Below are 19,961 nucleotides of genomic sequence, written 5' to 3' on the forward strand. Positions count from 1 at the left end.
AAAACAAAAGCCCGGCTTTCTTTTTTATTCTCCGGGAGTACGCTTATATTCGACCAGAAGATAGGTCAACCCATTCGCATAGTCTTCCCGCACGATTGAAAAATTGTCGATCTTCCGTTTGGTCAAAACCGTAATCTGCTGATCGGTTTGGGAGGAGAGGGCAGAACTGCTTTTATGTACGGAGGTAATCGAGCGGACATCGCTTTGCAGTTGTGTCGCGATATCGTTCAGGGCTTTGCTTTTTGCCTCTAAAAAGTTTTTTCCGCTTCCGACACCGTACACTTTTGTCTCATCCATTAGCGGGTGCTGCAATACATACGGAGGGAGCGGATCATTCGATTTGAACCAGTCCATAGGCCAAAAAGCATACAGACTCTGATACGCGAACATCAGCAGTAGTAGATATTTTCCCAAATTCATCTCCTATCAGTATCGCGCACGGACGATGTCACCCACGTCGATTACATGGTTGTGATCCTCATCATCCATAATCATCCAGGCATAATGACTCATCACCTGATTCGAGACGGTGGCGGTGCCGACATGTACCTTGTTCGTCATCGTTCGGGCATCGATCTCGTCTTTAAATACCAGTTCTTTAAAAACAAGCAGTTTTTGCCCTTCATAAAGCCCTTCGGATTTTCCCATATTGACGAGGAAAATGAGGTCGTCTTCATCGTCGATTGAAACTTTTTTACTGACGACCAGCCCCTCGGGAGCCACTTCATTGGCAATCTGTTTTAAGAGTTTTGAGAGCGTCCCCTGCAATGATTCTACATATTTGGACCGCGGAATCTCCGATCCGTATTTACCGGTGAGGGAATAAGAGATCGCATCATCGGCCTCAAAAAACTTTTGCTCCCCACCCGCAGAGGTGAGTTCAGCCACGACTGCCGTATCGACATGGTAGGTCCAATAAGGGTCGCTGTAATAGCTTTCATCTTTGATGATTATCCCCTTGTCGGTTTTAATTTTCCGCTTCCTTTCGATATATTGGGAAGGGGTGAACTTTTTGTTCGAACTGACATTATGAAGGGTCAGCTTTAAACGGTACGAACCGTTTTGGTCGAGCTTGAAAACCTCTTTTTGGTCATTATACGCGAGAAAATAATCCCGCATCGTCCCATCGAATTCTCCAAACCCGTTCGTATCGACCGTGATATCGGCATTGAGTTTGGGGCGCACGACTTGATAGTTTGCTTTATCATCATCGACGATGGAAACCGAAGAGATATCTTTGTATTTGTACAAATCCACTTTGGTTGTTGCACAGCCACCCAGAAGCAACCCTGAGAGAACGGTAAGGAGAAGCTTACTTCGATGTCTCACGATCCAGTTCTCCCATCACATTGTCCATCATCTTCGCATTCGGATTCGCAGTGTGTGAACTGCACCCGCTTAGTGCCAATACGGTTAGAACCATGAGGATAACCGTCCGGCTCATTTTTTTCCCTCTTCATCGAGTTCTTTCCATGCCTGTGTCGCCTGAAATTTTTGCCACAATGCTTCTTGATTGTTCATTGAGGATTGTACCGTTGATTTGATCTGCCGATCGACGCTGTTCGCATCCAATACATACAGTGTATACAAGACACCCGTTTCACTGTCTAAAAAAAGCTTCTTTTGCTGAGACTGCTTTAATGTCACGTCGGAGATCTGCTTCGTCGCATACTGGACGGCATGATCGATCGTTTGATCTTCGCCGAGTCCCAGCTCCTGCGTCGCCCGTTTGTACATATCTTTAACCCGCAGCTCCATCTGGCGTCCCAATTCGGCACGTGCTACGGCTGCAGCCTCGATCCGTTGCAGTTCAATGTCCTGCGCTTTATTCGGTTTCGCTGAGCCTGACGCCGCATATTTATCCCCTAGTGACGTCGGTTCTTGATACCACTGCGGCAGATTGTTGAATCCGTTGCGGCTTTCAGGCTGCTTGACACATCCACCCAGTCCTATTATCAACAATCCGATCCCCAAAAATAATGTAGTACGCATAGCAACCTCCTTAACGGTCAAATATTTATTGTGTTTATTATTTAATATTACTGTGTAATGATTGTGAAACGGGTTAAACCCGCCCTATTGCCGCTTTGAGACCGCTCTTAGCTTTTGTCGGCTGTAACTCCAGGTGACGAATGCGGAGAAGGTGACGATCAGTGCGATACTCAGCCATACCCACAAGACACCCAGCCCTAAAAACGACACCAGACTCAGCAAGAGCAGCGGTGCGATGATTTGTCTGAAAATCGAGATCGTAAAAATAAAATTCGGTTTGGCAATCCCCTGAAGCATTGCGAGATGGACGAATATTACGACAAACGAGAAGAGGATAAACGCTTCTACCCGCAGATAGAGTGCCCCTTGGGCGATAACGTTTGCATCATTGCTGAAAACGTGCATAAACCCCTCGGCACCGGCCAACAGCAGCACCATCCCGCCCAACGAGACGATCCCCCCGTAATAGAGCGCGGTTTTCAGTGTCTCTTCGATCCGTTCATACTGCCCTGCTCCGTTGTTTTGGGCAACAATCGCGAGAACGGCTACATTCAGCCCGATAGTCGGCATCAGGATAATCTGCTCTATCCGCATACCGATTCCGAAAGCGGCAACCACTTCCTGTCCGAAAGGGGCCGCAAAATAGGTGATGATGAAGATACCGGCTGCCATCAAGACCATATTCGCACTCGGCGGCAGCCCTTGGGCTATCAGCTCTTTAAAGACGGCAGTATCGACGGTAAATTCTTTGTAGCCGCGCAGCAGAGGTGTTTTTGTAAGTTTGTAAAATAGATAGATGGCCGTTATCAGCTCGGTTACGACCGTAGCCGAAGAAATTCCCCCTACCCCTAAAGGTTTAACCCCTAATCCTCCGAAAACAAACCAATAATCCAAAACGATATTCAAAACGGAAGAGACGATCAAAATATTCCGAAACGAAACGGTATCGCCTACCGCATTCAAAAGGGCATTGATAAACCAGCTGAAAACAAAAAAGACGGAACCGTATAAAATGATGTTGATATAGGCCAGAGACTCTTCCAAATACGCACCGTGCGCACCCAAAAGCTTCATCAGATGCGGTGTCGCCCAAACCCCGGCAAACGTCAATACAAACGAGAGAAAAAAACCGAAAAACAAAGCATTCAGCGCAATATGCCCCGCCGCTTTGGTATCTTTTTTCCCAAAAGCATTTCCGACCAGTGCCGTGACGGCCTCACTCATCCCCCCGGCAATCGCCAGCATCATAAAAAAAACAGAAAAGGAGAGTGTGAGTGCCGAAAGCGCCTGCGTCGATATCAAACCTGCAAAATAGGTATCGGTCACGTTGTACATCGTATGAAAAAAGAACCCGACACTCGCAGGGATCGCCAGTTTTTTTATCTGGGTATTGATGTCACCTTGGGTTAAATCTAAATGCATTGGTCCTCTGAGTGTATCAGAACCCCTTTTTTCACTTCCAGCCGATCATACATTTCCAGCATATTGTGATAATCGCGGTGCAGCGCGGTATTGACCAAATATTGTTCCCCGCTTACGATTCCGACCGCTTTATCGACCCGCTCTTGCGTATAAAGATCATACAATGCCTGTCGGTAGTCACCAAATTCAAGACCTAATTCTTCCATCTGAATCAATTCAACGACCAAGTTGCTCATGGTATTGGTACTAAATTCCAAATAGCTCACCGCTTCGTCAACATTTCCCAGCGATAGGTGCAGCTGCGCTTTGAGTTCTCCGATCGTAAAGTTCTCCTCGAAAATGACTCCGATGAATTTTTCGACGTTCAGATGATCTTCGAGCGCTTCGATTTCATCAAGTACCGAGTCCGGATCATAATCGGCAAAATTTAAGATCGCTTCCCGATAGACTTTACCGCGGTTTCGGTTGTTATAGACCAGATCGTCGATCGGATAGACTTCGGAGACTCCGGGGACAATGATCTGGCACGAATACATATCCAAATAATCGTATTCGCGGATATACAGCTCTTTATCCATTGATGCGAATATTCCCGTGAGATACGCAAACTCTTCTGCCGTACTCGATCCCGTGTAGTTCCACGATGCGAGTTCAAAGCTCTTTTTGCTGCTGAGAAACTGAATCCCCATCTTGCCGTTGGAATCGATAAAATGCGATTCGAGATTAAAGCTCTCGGAGACGATAGACATATCGAACGTCGGCACTTCAAACGCCTCGAGATTTTCCAGCCCCCGTCCCTGCATCAGTTCGGTCATGGTCCGTTCCAAAGAGACTTCCAAAATCGGATGGGCACCGAAAGAGACGAACAGCGTCGCATTGGCCGGATTGATAAACGATATGGCCGTCACCGGATATTTTCCCCCCAGTGAGGCATCCAGAACATTCACGATGAAACCCAATTCCCGCAGCTTCGTCAAATCGCTGTAGAGGCGTTCAAACTGCTGCAAAAACTCATCTTCGTAGTGCGGAAGGGAATAGCCGTTTTTAATGATCTCGATTTTCGCATGGCGTTCCAGAATCTCGCTCATCGACTGGACCTGAGCCTCTTGAGGGGTATTGCCCGTAGCCAGTCCATTACTGACATAGAGATTACTGAGAATATTGAGAGGAAAATAGACGACCTCATCCGAAGAGAGTTTTTTAAACGGCAGGGCAACGATCTTGTCTTCCGTATCACTGTTAAAATCGATCAGTTCTTCCATGCTCAGTTCACGGTTCGGGTCATAGACGTCCATCAGCTGAGGATTGAGATATCCCCCTTCAAAATCAAACGGCTTCTCATCGGGATAATACTTCCGCTTTGGGAGATGGAAATCGATAAAAAAATTATTGGTTTGGAGGCGCTCGATGTACTCGCCCAAAGCACTTGCGGTAGAGGCCTCGGAATAGATCCCTTTTCCGTTGGAATAAATATGCTTGGGAGCCTCAACCGAAGCAAGGTTGACGGAATAGCAGTGATTAAGAGGGTGTTTTTCACTCGAATAGGTGACGGCACATCCCATCTCGCTTAATATCTTTTCCATCCGTTTGATGGAGACTTCGACGGGTGCGTTTTTGGAGAGAAGATTCATATGTTAACCTATGAGGAAATTGTGAAGAGAATCGGAAGAACCGAGACCCTTGCGCTAATGCCGACAGTATAACGAAAATGAAACTAATATCTGAATGAGACTACTGTTTTTTAGCGACCACAAACTCGGCAAATAAGTCAGAGCTCAAAGGCTTGCTGAAATAATAGCCTTGGATCTCATCACAGCCTTGCTCTCGCAGATAGGCCAGCTGTTCTACGGTTTCCACCCCTTCGGCGATTGTTTTTAACCCCAAAGAGTGTGCCATACTGATCACGGCATTGACGATTGCCTTGTCTTCGGGATCAGTATTGATGTCACGGATAAAGGACTGGTCAATCTTCAATTTGTATACTTTGAACTTTTTTAAGTAGCTGAGGGAAGAGTAGCCGGTTCCAAAATCATCAATAGACATTCGGATACCTCTCTCATGCAGATTATCCATGACGGCATAAGCACTTTTCGGATCATGCATGGCAACCGCTTCGGTCAACTCGAGTTCCAAATACTCCGGAGGCAAACCGATCTCTTCCAATATGGCCGTTACGAGTTCCGGAAGATGGGGATGGCGAAATTGTACCGCGGAGAGGTTTACCGCTACGATTATCGGAGGAAATCCGCTGTCAAACCACGCTTTCGCCTGTTTCACCGCATTGCGCAGAACCCATTCTCCGATCGGAAGGATCAGCCCGCTCTCTTCGGCAATGGGAATAAACTCAACCGGTGAAATAGCCCCCCATTTCGGTAAAAAACTTGACGATTGTAACACAAAACTACAATAACATCAAATCACAATATTTAAAAAAGTGATTAAAATATAAGCTTTGGTCCAAATTAGCGGTAAAAATATTTAAATTCCAAAATGAATAATAAATTATTATAGTATGTTAATAATGACTGCTCTATTATTGTAGAATCTATATGTGAAAAAGGAGTCGGTTATGGTACGCCAATTATCTATTTTGATTCTCTCAGGATTACTCAGTTCTGCCGCTCTCTACGGAGTCGATTATGACGGTGAAAAAAGTGTTGTTATTGAGACCGCCTACGATGTCTGTGTGATCCCTCCCCAAATCGACGAAGCAATCGCCAAGGGGGTCAACGTCGTCGATATTGCCAAAGCAAAAGCCTTGTATGATCAAAACGCTCTATTTTTTGACGCGCGCGAAAAACGCCACTATGCAAAAGAGCATGTCAAAGGGGCATTCCCCGTCTATTTCGATGTATCCAAAGCAGAATATATTGTCATACAGCTGCCTCCGGACAAAAAACAGCCTCTTGTCTTTTACTGCTATGGCGAGTCGTGTGCCAATTCTTATGAAGCGGCACTAGCGGTACGCAAACTCGGCTATCAGAACGTCTATTGGTTTCTCAACGGATTCGGCGAGTGGAAAGCATCCGGTTACCCTCTCCAAACGATGTCAAAAACCAAATAAAAGCTCACCGTCCGCTGCGTTAGTCGGCCACTTCGGTAAAATCTTCTTTTCCGATACCGCATTCAGGGCATACCCAATCTTCCGGCAACGCTTCAAAAGGGGTACCGGGGAGAATCCCGTGTTCCGGATCTCCCAGATCCGGGTCATAGATATAACCGCATACATCGCATTCATACTTCGTCATCTTTTTCTCCTTTGTTAAGTGTATTTATTCATTTCAGACCGAAGTGCATTAAAATCAACCTGATGTAAAAAGAGCGGTCGCTCATCCATTCCGCACTCTGATCTCAAAATATCTTCCAGTGTCACTTTGGAATGACTTTTGTAAAGTACGCCGATCGGAAACGGATGGGATTCCAAAGCCTTTTCAAATGCTTTGACCTTGTCCGTAGGATCATAACTCTCCGGCAGCTCATACACATTCTCCTTGAACCACTTAAAAGTATTGGTTTTGTTGAACGTGACACACGGCTGAAAAATATCGATCAGAACATATCCTTTGTGCTCGATCGCGATTTTGAGCATTGCTTTGCAGTGCTCTTTATTCCCCGAAAAAGTTCGGATCACAAGCGATGCATCCAGAGAGATTGCCGTGGCTATCGGATTAAAAGGTTCTACATGCACCCCCTCGATCTGCACGGGTGTTTTAAACTCTCGCTGCGATGTCGGAGAAGCCTGCCCTTTGGTGAGACCGTAGACCATATTGTTATGAACGATATTGATAATATCGGCGTTTCGGCGGATTGCACTCATAAAGTGATTTCCCCCCTCCCCGTACATATCGCCATCACCCCCTTCGGCGATTACCGTCAATGAGGGATTGGCTACTTTTAGCCCCTGCGCGACGGGGAGCGCTCTGCCGTGAAGTCCGTTGAACATATGGACACTCATATATTGCGGTGTCTTCGCCGCCTGCCCTATCCCCGAAACCACTACCGTTTTAAGCGGATCAAGCCCCATTTCCTCCAGTGCCTCTTTTAAATGTGCCAGAATCGAAAAGTTTCCGCATCCCGGACACCATGCATTGTCTTCTACAATTCGGTCAAATCGTGTACTCATCGGATCTCCTTTAATGCGAATGCAAGCTTTTCAGAGAGTTCATCCGCGAAAAAGGACAAACCGTCGGATTTGAGTATTTGGGCATGAATGCTTATCCCGTGTTGTTTGAGCAGTTTTGCAAACTGTCCCGTAGCGTTATTCTCAACTACCACGATCTGCTTACCCTCTCTCAGCAAAGCCAGCTGAGATTCGCTCAGCGGATGAACCCACGAAAAATGGATCGTTGTCACCCTTTCATCGCCGACTCTCTCAACTGCCTCTTGGATAATGTGTTTCGTACTACCCCATCCGAGAACGATAATATCACCCTCTCTCTCAACTTCGGGGACAATCGCTTCCTCAGAGATCAATTCTATCTTTTGTAGCCGTTTGCCGTTTTGTTCGTTGCGAACCGACATACTCTCGGTGATCAGCCCTTCAGCCGTATGTTCGTCTGAATCCGCCAATACCAACCCCTCACCATATCCCGGAATCCCGCGCGGACTGATCCCATTAGCGCTCAAAGAATAGCGTTGATAGTCCGCATCGGTTTTGATAATATGGTGAACTGGCTGTTTCGGCTCTATGGTAAACTGCTCAGTATGAAAGTAGCTGTCTGCGAGATACTGATCACTCAGGATGATCACCGGAACCTGAAAGCGATCGGCGAGTTCGAATGCTCTGCGAGTCAACTCAAAACACTCCTTCGGATCACCCGGGGCCAAGACAATCCGAGGAAATTCACCGTGCCCGCTGTAGATGGAGAGTTCCAAATCTCCCTGCTCCGTCCGTGTGGGAAGCCCGGTCGCGGGTCCGGGACGCTGTGCCAGATAGACGACCATCGGCGTTTCGGTGATTCCGCTGAGACTAAGTCCCTCACCCATCAGGGCAAATCCGCCGCCGCTCGTCGTCGTGATTGCCCGTCCGCCCCCGTACCAGACACCCAGCCCCATCTGAAACGCGGCAATCTCATCTTCTGCCTGTTCGACACAGATGCCGAACCTTCGGCTCTGCTTCGCCAAAAAAGTCAATACCCCCGTCGATGGGCTCATCGGATAGCTGGAGATAAAATTGCATCCTCCCGCGATCGCTCCGAACCCGACCCCCTCCGTCCCGCTTAAAAAGAGGTCGTTTGCTGATGCACCCGAGAGATTCGGCTCGATACAATAGCGGCACTGCCCGTTGTCTTCAGCCAATTGCGTTCCAATATCCAGCGCTTTGAGATTCATCTCAAGCATCTCATCTTGATACAGCTCTGTCACAATCCCTTTTAATATACCGACATCGTATCCGAGCAGTCCGAAAACCAGTGCCGCGGCTATCGTATTGGAGACGATCGGACTGCCTATGCTTTTGGCTAAGGCCGGTAAATCATGATCGTATAGAGTACAGTCGCACTCAAAATCCCCTTTTTTGGCGATCAAAAATGTCTCTTCTCCTATTCTCTCTTGGGCATGGTAGTACGAATCCGTATCCAGAGGAACAAAGATATCCACCTTGAATACGGGGGCATTTACAGGACGCTTCGAGATACGTATCAGCGTCGTATTGCTTCCGCCCCGTATTCTGGACATAAACTCTTTGGTCGAAAAGGTATAAAAACCCGCTCTTTTAAAGCCTTTGGTGAGCAAGGTCTCGATACTCGCGATCCCCTGACCCGCTTTTCCACCGATCAATACCGAAACAGAATCTTTCATACTTTCGCCCCCCAGGTGATTTTTCCCCCGTAATACGCCACTATAGTAATCGAAATGACCGTAGCAAAAATTATAGAGTGATAGATGAACCCGTCTATCCCCTGGCTAAAAGGGACATCCGTATTCATCATTTTCTGAGCTATCGGAATCAACCCGACAACAAGGGTAAAAAGTGCACCGATCAATTTAACTTTAAACGCTCTGGACATTGAGAAATCGTAGTTGATCCACCAGCTAAAAACTCCCGTAATCAACGCGACGAGTCCCATCACCGTAGCGATCAGAAACGATAAAAAAACAGCTGCTTCATATTCGGTTGAAGGATTGGCTAAAAATAAAACATCCGCAGCCGCGCTGAAATAGTGCAGTGCTATCGGAAAATGAATGACCATAGGATGGGGATGATATCTCGCATACCATTGCCGGTACCGTTCTTTTTTAGTTTCGTCGGCAGTCTGAGAGATAGCAACAAATTCACCGACACACGGAAAATTTGCAAATACCTCATCGCTATGGGGTGCATTCACCAGTTCGGCTGTCAGATCACATCCGGCAAAGTGCTTTTTAAAATGGACACCATTTTTCCAAAATTTGGACGAAGTGACATCATACACCTGCCCATTGTAAGCAATATAGGCAGGCTTGCCCTCTTGACCGTTGTACTCTCGAAGTTCTTTCTCACTAAATTGCTGCATAGATTCCTGCTTCCGCTTCATGAATGCTTATCAAACAAGCATTGATCGATACACATCAAACCATCTACAAAAACACGCTAATCGTTACAGATACTTTAGTCCAACTTGGTAAATACAAAAATATAAAATTGAATTAATTAGAAAAATTATTATTTAGTTTCAAACGCCACCTCACATCGGGATAATACTTCCGTTCAGGGAGATGAAAAAGGTGTTACCAGTGTCTGACTCTTCCGACATCGACGTGGACAAAATTTGAATTAGGATAATATCCTACTCCCCCTCGTCCGAGTCCCATAGCGACTTTTCTGAGATCAGCAAGATTACGGCCGGGAAGATTGATGTCGATCGCTTTGCCTTCCATATGGAGACTGTGTTTGGCAACTCCTGAAGATTGGCTACTGAGCATTACATTGGTTTCCGGTGAACGATACCCTGAGATGATTTGAAAAGGCTCCTTACTCCGCATATTCGTACGGATTGTGTAGAGTAAATCAAACAGTCCTGTATTCATCTGTATTGCGGAATCGTTTCTGTAATCTCTGAGCATATGGTTCAGATCGGATAGTGCTTCGGGAATATAGGCTCCATCCGCCCAAAATGTCGTTTCGAGTTTTTCGCCGGTATGAATATTGTATAAAGAGATGGATTTTTGATAAGGTATTTCTCTGCTTGCAAAAGCAGTGTTAGGAAAGAGAGCGACCGTTGAAGCCATAGCGGCAATTTTCAAAAAATCTCTACGGTTTGTCCTTTCTTCTCTCTCCATTTTCCCTCTTTTTTGTTATATGTAATCATAATTTTTGTTTATTTTAACATAAATTTTTAAACGGCTAAATGGGACATACTCCTATCTCCACCCCAAAATCTCCGCCAATGCCCCGTCATAGCCGTATAAATCGCCACGAAACTCGGCATTTCCTTCATCATCAACCCACACCGTCCAATAATTAATATACACCTTTATTTTCTTGGCAAGAGGTATCGTTTTATTTTTATTTGCAGCAATCAGCGCAGAGACATTTCTATCTTCGAAAGCATTGACTTCGCGGTTTAGAAGATATGTTGCAAGTTTTACAGGTTCTTCGATACGGATACAACCCGAACTGAAATTTCTCTCCTTCCGCTCAAATAGATGTTTATGGGGAGTATCATGGATGTAAACGTCATAGGGGTTCGGAAAGATAAATTTGATCCTTCCAAGAGGATTTTTTTCGCCGGAATCTTGTCTAAAAACATACGGAGAAGCATTTGCGTTGATACGTTTCCAGTCTACGCTAGAGGGATCGATCTCATTCTTTTCTGCATTGTTCCCATTTTTAAAGATTCGGATATTATTTTTTTTCAGATAGTCGATACTTTTACGCACGGCCGGAACGAGATCTTCTCTCACAATCGTAGGTGGAACATTCCAGTACGGATTGATAACGATATAGCTCATCATCGCATTAAAAATCGGTGTCGGTCTTTCATCCTTTCCGACAACTGCTTTCATTTGTAACAGCGTTTCATTGTTCTCAACTACTCTCAGTGAAAAATCAGGGATATCGACCGAGATATAGGAGTTCTCCATCTCAGAGGGCATCCATCGCCATCGCTCCATATTCAACCGTATTGACAGAATCTTCTCTTCCACCGAAATATTCATCTTTGAGAGCGTCTCAATCCCGATGACTCCGTCCGATTTGATCCCATGATGTTTTTGAAAATTTTTGAGTGCATCGATATACTCCTCCTCGGAATTCTCATCTGGGCTGAGATACCACTCGATTCTCAGCCGCTCTTTGATCTCTTCGGGCGTATCCGAAGATGCAACCTCTTTCCAGCCTCCCGTTTCTTGCAGCTTATAATATTTCATCAGCAGATTTTGTAGTGCTTTATAACCGGATGCAGATGGAGAAAGTTCCTTGATAGACTCATCAACCGTGTTGTTTTCAAGGGCATTTTCAAGATAAAGTGCCAAATTGAGTGATTTTTTTGGATCTCTTTTCCATTGATCCGTAACCATGTTGCGCGGCGTTAAACCGTAATACAGGTCTTTTCCCAGCATAAAATACGCATCACTCAGTAAAATATCCAGCTGTGCGAAAACTTTCGGATTATTTTTGGCAGCGACATCAGATTGGATGGAATTCAAAAGAACGATCAGACTCTCAAGGTGATATCGCGGATCGTAACTGTTCAAACCCTCATACTGAGAGTCCCGGAGAGCATATACTAAAAGTATTGCATCAGCATCAATGCTCTGCTCGTGACTCCAGACAGGAGAGCATTGCGAACGTTTATAAAATAACCTGAGTACTTCGGAGGTACTCGTCATGTCACTCTGTACACCGGTTTGAGAAGAGGGATTTGCATTTTCCAACGCATGGCATATTTCTACTGCAACCGAAGATGAAAATGAACTCTGAAACTCTACACCGGATACTGAAGAGACATCTGCCCAAACATAGATGGAGAAGGAAAATAAAAAGAGAAAAGTGACCCTTATTTTCTTTCTTATTCCCATTTTCTCCCCTTTACGGACTCTAAGTTTTAGCTGTTTTCGAGTTCACTCACGACTTGCCGCATTTTAAGGAGAGAATCGGGATTGAGCGAAATCGAATCGATCCCCTCATTGACTAAAAATCGGGTGATTTCAGGATAATCTGAAGGAGCCTGTCCGCAGATACCGATATATTTTCCCCGCTCTTTGCACGCACGGATCGCCATCGAGAGCATCCGTGTCACCGCCTCGTTGCGTTCGTCAAATACGGCGGCGACCAGAGAACTGTCGCGGTCAACTCCGAGGGTGAGTTGCGTTAAATCATTCGATCCGATGCTATACCCGTCGAAAATCTCCAAAAACTGATCGGCGAGGATGACGTTAGAGGGTATTTCGCACATGGCGTATATCTCCAGATCATTTTTCCCCTGCACGAGTCCCGCTTCATTCATGACCGCAATCGCTTTGCGCCCCTCTTCCGGTGTGCGGACGAAAGGGAGCATCACTTTGACATTGGTCAGCCCCATATCATCACGAACCCGCTTCAGTGCTTCGCACTCCCACTCAAATGCCGGTTTATACTCCGGAGAATAATAGCGGCTTGCCCCGCGGAATCCGATCATCGGATTCTCTTCATCATTCTCATAGGCACTTCCGCCGGTCATGTGCTTATATTCATTGGATTTAAAGTCCGTCGTACGGACAACCACGGGCTTGGGATAAAATGCCGCCGCGATCATCCCTACACCCTCGGCGACTTTATCGATAAAAAACTTTTTGGGATCGCTGTATCCCCGCATTGCTTTCCGTACTGCCGCAATGTCATTGATCGGTTTTCCCTGAGAGAGTTCCACGAGTGCCATCGGATGGGCGTTGACGTAATGGGTGATGATAAACTCCATCCGTGCAAGCCCTACTCCGTCATTGGGAAGTTTGGCCACTTTAAACGCGATATCGGGATTGCCGACGTTCATATAGAGTTTCGTCTTCGTCGAAGTGAGATTACCCAGATCGATACGACTCACGTCATATTCGAGCAGTCCCTCATACACACGGCCGTTTTCGCCATCGGCACAGCTCACCGTCACGGCATCCCCATCCTGCAATACGTCGGTCGCATTTACCGTCCCGACAATCGCCGGAACGCCGATCTCTCTCGCGACGATCGCGGCATGACAGGTTCGTCCTCCGCGGTTGGTGATGACGGCGGAGGCTTTTTTCATGATCGGTTCCCAATCGGGATCTGTGATATCGGCGACGAGGACATCACCGGCATTAAAACGGTCACTATCATGGGGAGAATGGATGATTTTAACATTGCCGGAGCCGATTTTTTCACCGATCGCTTTACCGCTGAGAAGTATCTTCGGCTCTTCTCCCCCCTTGAGGTGATACTGCTCAAAAAAATTATCGTTTTGTTTTTGGCTTTGTACCGTCTCAGGACGCGCTTGGACGATGAAAAGCTCGCCGCTTTGGCCGTCTTTAGCCCACTCGATATCCATCGGACGGTATTCTCCCGCGATTGCGGTGTAGTGTTCTTCGATAGTCAGTGCATAGCGGGCCAGTGTCGCTACTTCCGCATCGGTGATCGAAAAAGATTCTTGCAGCTCTTTAGGAGTAGAAAGGTTGATCGTATGATGGCGTTCATCGTAATGCATGGTGAGGGCTTTGGAACCGATTTGGCGTTTGAGTATGGTTATTTTCCCCTCTTTGAGCGTCGGTTTAAAGACGTAAAACTCATCCGGATTGACCCGCCCGCCGACGATATTCTCTCCCAATCCCCAAATCGAATTGATGAGGATCAGATTCTCCGAACCGTTTTCGGTATCAATCGTAAACATAACCCCGCTGCTGGCGATGTCGCTGCGAACCATTTTCTGTACCCCGACCGAGAGGGCAACGGCAAAATGGTCATATCCGCGGCTGTGGCGGTAACTGATTGCCCGATCGGTAAAGAGCGAGGCAAAACAGCGTTTGATATGTTCGATGAGCATCTCTTCTCCGCGGACATTGAGATAGCTCTCCTGCTGTCCCGCAAAACTCGCATCGGGAAGATCTTCCGCCGTCGCCGAAGAGCGAACCGCGACATCCACCGACTCCGTTTGGTATTGGCGTTCCATCTCACGGTAGCTCTCCGCGATCTCACTTTTTAAAGCTTCAGGAATTTCACCGGAGAGCATTAATCTACGTATCGCGTCTCCGCATCGGTTCAACGCTTCGATATCGGTCAAATCGACATTCGCAAAATATTGCCGGATTTTGGGTTCAAACCCGTTCTCCTCGATAAAGGCACGGTATCCGTTTGCCGTTACCGCAAATCCTTCGGGAACTTTCACACCCAACACTTTAAGCGAGCCGATCATCTCTCCCAAAGAGGCATTTTTACCTCCGACCAGGGCAATATCATCAATTTTCAGTGAATCCAAACGGCGAATGTAACGCATAAAAACTCCTTTTGGGTCTAGTATCTGTAGAATAACATATAATACGTTTATCTTTTATCGGGATATTTATGCATACGATTCTCCTTACCACTCTTAACGCCCGCTATGCCCACACCGCACTCGGTCTGCGCTATCTTTATGCCAACCTGCACGAGTTGCAGTCCGAAACAAAAATCGTCGAATTTACGATGAATGAGCAGATCCAAAGCATTGCCGAAGGACTTCTCGAACACTCCCCCCGCATCATCGGCATCGGCGTCTACATCTGGAACGCCTCTCAAAGTGCAGAACTGATCGAAGTCCTCAAAAAAGTTTCTCCGGAGACGATTATCGTTTTGGGCGGACCGGAAGCGGGCTATCTGCCTCATCGTGTCGATTTCTCGCAAGCCGACTATATCATCAGCGGTGAAGGGGAAGTAGCATTTTATGAGTTGTGCAAAAGCATCCTTGCATCCACCCCGCCGGAAGAGCATTTTATCCGCTCTCCCCTTCCGGATCTTAAAACCGTTATTCTTCCCTATAACGCCTACAGCGATGAAGATGTCGAACACCGCTATATCTATGTCGAGGCGTCACGAGGGTGTCCGTTCGAATGTGAGTTTTGCCTCTCCTCGATTGATGAAAAGGTACGCAATTTTCCCTTGGATCAACTCCTCGAAGAGTTTGAAACACTGTGGCAGCGGGGTGCACGAAGTTTTAAATTTATCGACCGTACGTTTAATCTCAACATGACCTTTGCCAACCGTATTCTTGATTTTTTCCTCTCTAAAGAGCCGCCCTACTTTGCCCATTTTGAAGTCATACCCGATCATTTTCCCGATGTTCTTAAAGCCAAGATCGCCCTCTTTCCTGCAGGATCGCTGCAGCTGGAAATCGGTATCCAAACGCTCGATCCGATCATTGCAAAGGGGATCAATCGCCCTCTGAAACTCGAAAAGATTTATGAAAACTTGCGATTTTTAGAAAATGAGACGCGCGCACACATGCATCTCGATCTTATCGTCGGACTCCCCGGTGAGAGTATCGAAGGGTTTGGGCGCAATCTCGACAAACTCGTCTCTCTGACCCATAGCGAAATCCAGATCGGTATTCTCAAAAATCTCTCCGGAACCACCCTCTCCCGCCACGACCGGGAACACGGGATGATCTATAGCGATACTCCCCCTTATGACATCCTGCAAAACAATCTGCTCAGTTTTGTTCAGATTCAGAAGATGAAGCGGTTTGCAAGGTTTTGGGATATTTTTTACAATAGCGGGAACTTTAAGACAACCGTCAATCTCCTCTGGGATGAGGGAAAAGTATTCGACGGCTTTTACAGCTTCAGCGAATGGATTTATACCCAGACCCTCTCAACCTGGAAAATTTCACTCGACCGCCAAATTGTGCTGATATACGACTACCTTTTAACACGGCATGATGTTCAAAAAGTAGAAGCGGCACTGATGGAAGATATGGCTGATCGTCCGGCTAAGACAATCCCGTTTTTCCTCAGACAAAAAAGCCCGGCTGCCCAAAAATCCGCCGACAATGCCGTAACCCCGAAACGTCAGGCTAAACGGACGTAGCCTCTCTCTTAAAACATTCATCTAATCATGATGCATTAATCCTTTAGTAATAATATTTAGCTATAAATAGTGATAAATAATCACTCAAAGGATACCTATGATAAAACTCATCTTAGCAGGACTTCTGGTTGCAAGCACTGCATTTGCCGAATGTACCTATTATTCCGAAAATGCAAAAGTAACATGGAAGGCTTTCAAAACTTATGAAAAAATCGGGGTCGGAGGTTCATTCAACCATGTCGTATTCTCGCCGAGATCCGCAAAAACATCCGAAGAATTCTTGGTGGGAAGCCATATCACGATCGATACGGCAACCGTTAATTCCGGAAATGCCGGACGTGATGCCACTCTCGTTGCCTCTTTTTTCAAAACTCAAAATGTCACCTCCATTACCGCAAAAATAATCTCTGCCAAAAATTCAAAAGCTCAGGTTGAAATTACGATGAACGGTGTGACCAAAGCGGTACCGATGAGTTATACGATTCAAGAAGGGAAAATCCAGGGAAAAGGGGTGATTGATCTTAGCGACTTTGCAATGCTCGAGTCTCTTCAATCCATCAATAAAACCTGTTTCGATCTCCATGCCGGCAAAACCTGGCAGGATGTAGAAATCGGATTTGAAATCCCGATCGCCAATAACTGCTACTAAGTGTCTCCAGCCGATGTAAAAAAGGAAGTGTTAAAAGTGCCTGAGGGTGACGAGTCCTCAGGCGAAAAGCTTAACATAAGAAGAATGGAATAGGGCCAAAAGGCCCTAGAAGGAGAAATTCAAATCCAAGAGGGGATTAGAATTTCAAAGAAGCGATAAGACGGAGAGTTTCGTTATCACGTCCATTGTAAATTGAGCCTGCTGCACCAATTACACCGGCAGCATCCGTATCATTGTTCAGTTCAGTATAGATTGCAGTTAATCCCAATGGTCCAACTTTTCCGCTTGCAGAAACATCCCATGCTGAAATATCACGATTTGCAGCTCCTACATCACTCGCATCACAATAACTTGCAGCCAATTTCACACCTGGAATCAGTCCGGTAGAAGCGCCGATTTTAAATGCTTCTGCACCGGGACGAGTTACAATACCATCCATATAGATTGAACCGTCACCGGTATAGATTTTCGTTTTATCGCCCGTAGATACGTTTGCAAAACTAAGCACACCATCTTTATCTGCATCTGAATATGCAGCATAAAGATTAACACCGGCAACATCAACAGAAGCTTTTACAGCCCAAATTGAAGAATCTTTATACTCAGGGTTATCAGCTAATTTCGGATCCATATTGGCGTATTGAACACCAAGATTTACCATACCCATTACTTTAGAGTCCGCTTGCAACCAGTATGCATCAGCTACATCTACAACATTGTAATACCAACCTTGAACAGTTGTATTTGGGATAGATTTATTGATTGCACCGGCTGCATAAGCGCCACTTAAACCGAACGTTGTATAGGTTCTCAAATGTCCGGTATAACCACCACCTGTCGTATCACCGTTGTGCTTTCCTACCCATGCGCCAACCAATGTTGTATCCGGAAGATCATTGTTCAATACAACTGCAGCATCAAATGTATTTTTGATCAAATTCCATTTTTCAGTAAATGCCAATGGAGTATCAAGCTCCATACGCCCTACTTTTACCGTTGTCTTACCCAATGTAGACGCCATCCAAAGTTGAGACATAGATCCTGCATCATTCGCATAGGTTGCATCCGTACCGACACTTCCGCCTTGCATTACATTGCTTACAAGGTTATTTTCCAATCCGAGCGTGGTGAAACCTTGTACTTCGGCACCGGCACTCACACCGCTTGTCAAATCCGCAGTTGCACCCAATGTAAATGACAAACCGCCTGATGCAGCTCCGCCGTATGAAGCACCTGGTAAATAATCACCTACGGTACCTTGTTCAAACAAACCAGTTTTTTTACCAGCTGCAGCTTCAGCCGCAGTCATTTCCCAATCTGCAGTTTGGTAAATCAATTTTGCTTGACCGTCTACTTTTACGTTATCGATAGCAAATGCGCTTGTTCCGAGAGCCATTACAGCAACTAAACTAAGTTTTCCTAATTTCATTCATTCTCCTCCGACGAAAACGTTTGCGAATAAGTTTTACTTATCACAAATCATGCGGCAATCATAACAATTACTTCTTAAATATTTCTTGATTTATATTCTTTTTCCTTATAATTGGACAAATTTGTCAAACTGCGAGATAACATTGTGATAAAGTGGATAATTTCTAATCTTATTGCACTTCTAAAGTATGTCAACAATATAAATTAGAACACGGCTATTTCAATCATTTGTGTTAAAAAAGAGATTATTTGAATTAAATGAAGACTCTCCGGATTGGACCCGGAGATAAGAATAGTAAGACGCTTACCAGTTACGAATACGGATATGGCAAGAGGTACACTGTTTGAGCAGCTGGGTGTAATCATCCAATGCATTGTCCATGCGCCCTGCTTCAATCGAAGTAATCATGTCATCCGAATACATATGAAGCATTTGCGCCGTTTTTTGGGCAAATTTATACGCATAAACCTGATCTTTCGGCAAAATCGATTTGACCTCTTCACTCTCTAGGGATTTTAACGTCCCCTGAAGCTTTTTTACTCCCGCCTTCATCTCATCGGTTGAACTGTACAGACCTCCGCGCTGGATTTGCTCCATCGCATCCATCATGGTACGCATATCCTTCATCAGTTCCAAACGGGGATCTTTATTCTCAGCTGCACACAAAGATCCAGCCAGCATTGTTCCGAGCACTAAAGCAACTAATGTTTTTTTCATCCATGTCCCCTTTTAGTATTGAATAATTTCTTTGGAATATTCGGTGAGCTTAACGGTTTTTGCCGAAATAGAAACCAGTTTTTTTGCCTCAGCCGTTCCGCCGTAAAACTCTTTTAACTCCGGACGGAAACTTTTGAAATAGTCTTGAAATTTATCCGCACCTAAGATACCGACTGCCCATAACGTATCATCTGCCGCATGTTCAAGGACAACTGCATTAAGCGGCTGTGTAGCCGCGCCCCCTAATACTTTTGCACCTGCACCGGCATCAAACGCAGAAAGATGCGAAGAACACACGATGATTCCGCTCGTATCATACGCCATTGTTTTTTTAGCCGTCGGTACATAAGTGATAAAGCTGTCACTTGGAGTCGGATGGGTCATCTGATGGGTACAGATTGCCACATACGCTACAATCGTACGATCTTTGCCGACACCGCTTTTCCACACGTATTTTTCTCCATTCTCTGACATCAACTCTACATCATTGGACGTTGGTTTAGGCAAGTTAATCAACATACAGGGAGTTGAAGCATGAGGGTAGTTGAAAATATAGGTGACCTCTTTTGCCAGCGCCGATGCTTTGATCGGTTTTCCTGCCGCATCAACCAGCTGAACTTTGTCGTACGTTTTGTATAACATACCATCGGCTGCATACAAATTACCCCGAATGATCGAAGGGCTGACAGCTACTACCGTTGCACTTGCGGCAACCACTTTTAAAAAATTTCTTCTATCCATAATATTTTCCGTGTGAATAA

20 protein-coding genes are annotated in these 19,961 nt (G+C 45.8%); 3 read left to right on the plus strand and 17 right to left on the minus strand.

The features are described 5' to 3' along the window. Positions 1–24: 24 nt before the first annotated feature. The 7 genes from WAO38_RS07515 to WAO38_RS07545 all read right to left on the minus strand — a co-directional run bounded on the left by WAO38_RS07515 (position 25) and on the right by WAO38_RS07545 (position 5,811). Positions 25–414: an LPP20 family lipoprotein gene (locus WAO38_RS07515; protein WP_422235846.1), complete on the minus strand. Its 390-nt coding sequence runs from the start codon at positions 412–414 to the stop codon at positions 25–27. Positions 415–426: 12 nt separating this feature from the next. Continuing rightward, complete coding sequence (locus WAO38_RS07520) at positions 427–1,329, minus strand: hypothetical protein (RefSeq protein WP_422235848.1); 903 nt, start codon at positions 1,327–1,329, stop codon at positions 427–429. Next, positions 1,313–1,444, minus strand: coding sequence for a hypothetical protein (locus WAO38_RS07525; protein WP_422235849.1), 132 nt, complete (start codon positions 1,442–1,444; stop codon positions 1,313–1,315). The genes WAO38_RS07520 and WAO38_RS07525 overlap by 17 nt, the downstream gene beginning before the upstream one ends. Next, a complete protein-coding gene (locus WAO38_RS07530) occupies positions 1,441–1,992 on the minus strand; it encodes a hypothetical protein (protein WP_422235851.1) in 552 nt (183 codons plus the stop codon). Before WAO38_RS07530 ends, WAO38_RS07525 begins: the two co-directional genes overlap by 4 nt. A gap of 84 nt (positions 1,993–2,076) precedes the next feature. Then, positions 2,077–3,414: an MATE family efflux transporter gene (locus WAO38_RS07535; RefSeq protein WP_422235853.1), complete on the minus strand. Its 1,338-nt coding sequence runs from the start codon at positions 3,412–3,414 to the stop codon at positions 2,077–2,079. After that, complete coding sequence (locus tag WAO38_RS07540) at positions 3,405–5,045, minus strand: YcaO-like family protein (RefSeq protein ID WP_422235855.1); 1,641 nt, start codon at positions 5,043–5,045, stop codon at positions 3,405–3,407. Before WAO38_RS07540 ends, WAO38_RS07535 begins: the two co-directional genes overlap by 10 nt. A 100-nt stretch (positions 5,046–5,145) precedes the next feature. Further along, entirely contained in the window at positions 5,146–5,811 is a 666-nt protein-coding gene (locus WAO38_RS07545; RefSeq protein ID WP_422235857.1) for a putative bifunctional diguanylate cyclase/phosphodiesterase, read from the minus strand. Positions 5,812–5,983: 172 nt separating this feature from the next. On the opposite strand from WAO38_RS07545, the gene WAO38_RS07550 reads away from it, so the two are divergent. Further along, positions 5,984–6,478: a rhodanese-like domain-containing protein gene (locus tag WAO38_RS07550; protein WP_422235859.1), complete on the plus strand. Its 495-nt coding sequence runs from the start codon at positions 5,984–5,986 to the stop codon at positions 6,476–6,478. A gap of 19 nt (positions 6,479–6,497) precedes the next feature. On the opposite strand, the gene rd is transcribed toward WAO38_RS07550, so the two are convergent. The 7 genes from rd to ppsA form a co-directional block, all read right to left on the minus strand. Then, positions 6,498–6,662 carry a rubredoxin gene (gene rd, locus WAO38_RS07555; RefSeq protein WP_422235861.1) on the minus strand — a complete coding sequence of 55 codons (165 nt, stop codon included), beginning with the start codon at positions 6,660–6,662 and terminating at the stop codon, positions 6,498–6,500. Between the two features lie 14 nt (positions 6,663–6,676). Beyond that, positions 6,677–7,537 (minus strand): thiamine pyrophosphate-dependent enzyme, encoded by an 861-nt coding sequence (locus WAO38_RS07560; protein WP_422235863.1) that lies wholly within the window; start codon positions 7,535–7,537, stop codon positions 6,677–6,679. After that, entirely contained in the window at positions 7,534–9,213 is a 1,680-nt protein-coding gene (locus WAO38_RS07565) for a 2-oxoacid:acceptor oxidoreductase subunit alpha (RefSeq protein WP_422235865.1), read from the minus strand. The genes WAO38_RS07560 and WAO38_RS07565 overlap by 4 nt, the downstream gene beginning before the upstream one ends. Beyond that, a complete protein-coding gene (locus tag WAO38_RS07570; protein WP_422235867.1) occupies positions 9,210–9,908 on the minus strand; it encodes a DUF2231 domain-containing protein in 699 nt (232 codons plus the stop codon). Before WAO38_RS07570 ends, WAO38_RS07565 begins: the two co-directional genes overlap by 4 nt. Positions 9,909–10,122: 214 nt before the next feature. Continuing rightward, a complete protein-coding gene (locus WAO38_RS07575; RefSeq protein WP_422235868.1) occupies positions 10,123–10,674 on the minus strand; it encodes a DUF882 domain-containing protein in 552 nt (183 codons plus the stop codon). Between the two features lie 81 nt (positions 10,675–10,755). Beyond that, positions 10,756–12,414 (minus strand): L,D-transpeptidase family protein, encoded by a 1,659-nt coding sequence (locus WAO38_RS07580; RefSeq protein ID WP_422235870.1) that lies wholly within the window; start codon positions 12,412–12,414, stop codon positions 10,756–10,758. 26 nt (positions 12,415–12,440) lie between these two features. Continuing rightward, on the minus strand, positions 12,441–14,834 hold the full coding sequence (gene ppsA / locus WAO38_RS07585) for a phosphoenolpyruvate synthase (RefSeq protein ID WP_422235872.1): 2,394 nt from the start codon (positions 14,832–14,834) through the stop codon (positions 12,441–12,443). Between the two features lie 68 nt (positions 14,835–14,902). Between ppsA and WAO38_RS07590 the strand changes: the two genes are divergently transcribed. Then, positions 14,903–16,402, plus strand: a complete 1,500-nt coding sequence (locus tag WAO38_RS07590; RefSeq protein ID WP_422235874.1) for a DUF4080 domain-containing protein — start codon at positions 14,903–14,905, stop codon at positions 16,400–16,402. Positions 16,403–16,499: 97 nt separating this feature from the next. Continuing rightward, entirely contained in the window at positions 16,500–17,051 is a 552-nt protein-coding gene (locus WAO38_RS07595; RefSeq protein WP_422235876.1) for a YceI family protein, read from the plus strand. A 136-nt stretch (positions 17,052–17,187) separates the two neighbouring features. Here the strand turns inward: WAO38_RS07595 and WAO38_RS07600 are convergent, their stop codons facing one another. From WAO38_RS07600 to WAO38_RS07610, 3 genes are all read right to left on the minus strand, one after another. After that, complete coding sequence (locus WAO38_RS07600; protein ID WP_422235878.1) at positions 17,188–18,480, minus strand: hypothetical protein; 1,293 nt, start codon at positions 18,478–18,480, stop codon at positions 17,188–17,190. 306 nt (positions 18,481–18,786) lie between these two features. Further along, positions 18,787–19,200 (minus strand): hypothetical protein, encoded by a 414-nt coding sequence (locus tag WAO38_RS07605; protein ID WP_422235880.1) that lies wholly within the window; start codon positions 19,198–19,200, stop codon positions 18,787–18,789. 12 nt (positions 19,201–19,212) lie between these two features. After that, a complete protein-coding gene (locus tag WAO38_RS07610; RefSeq protein WP_422235882.1) occupies positions 19,213–19,941 on the minus strand; it encodes a sulfur oxidation protein in 729 nt (242 codons plus the stop codon). Between the last annotated feature and the right edge of the window lie 20 nt (positions 19,942–19,961).

Origin of the sequence: Sulfuricurvum sp., assembly GCF_049277495.1 — a bacterium.
Lineage (GTDB): Bacteria > Campylobacterota > Campylobacteria > Campylobacterales > Sulfurimonadaceae > Sulfuricurvum.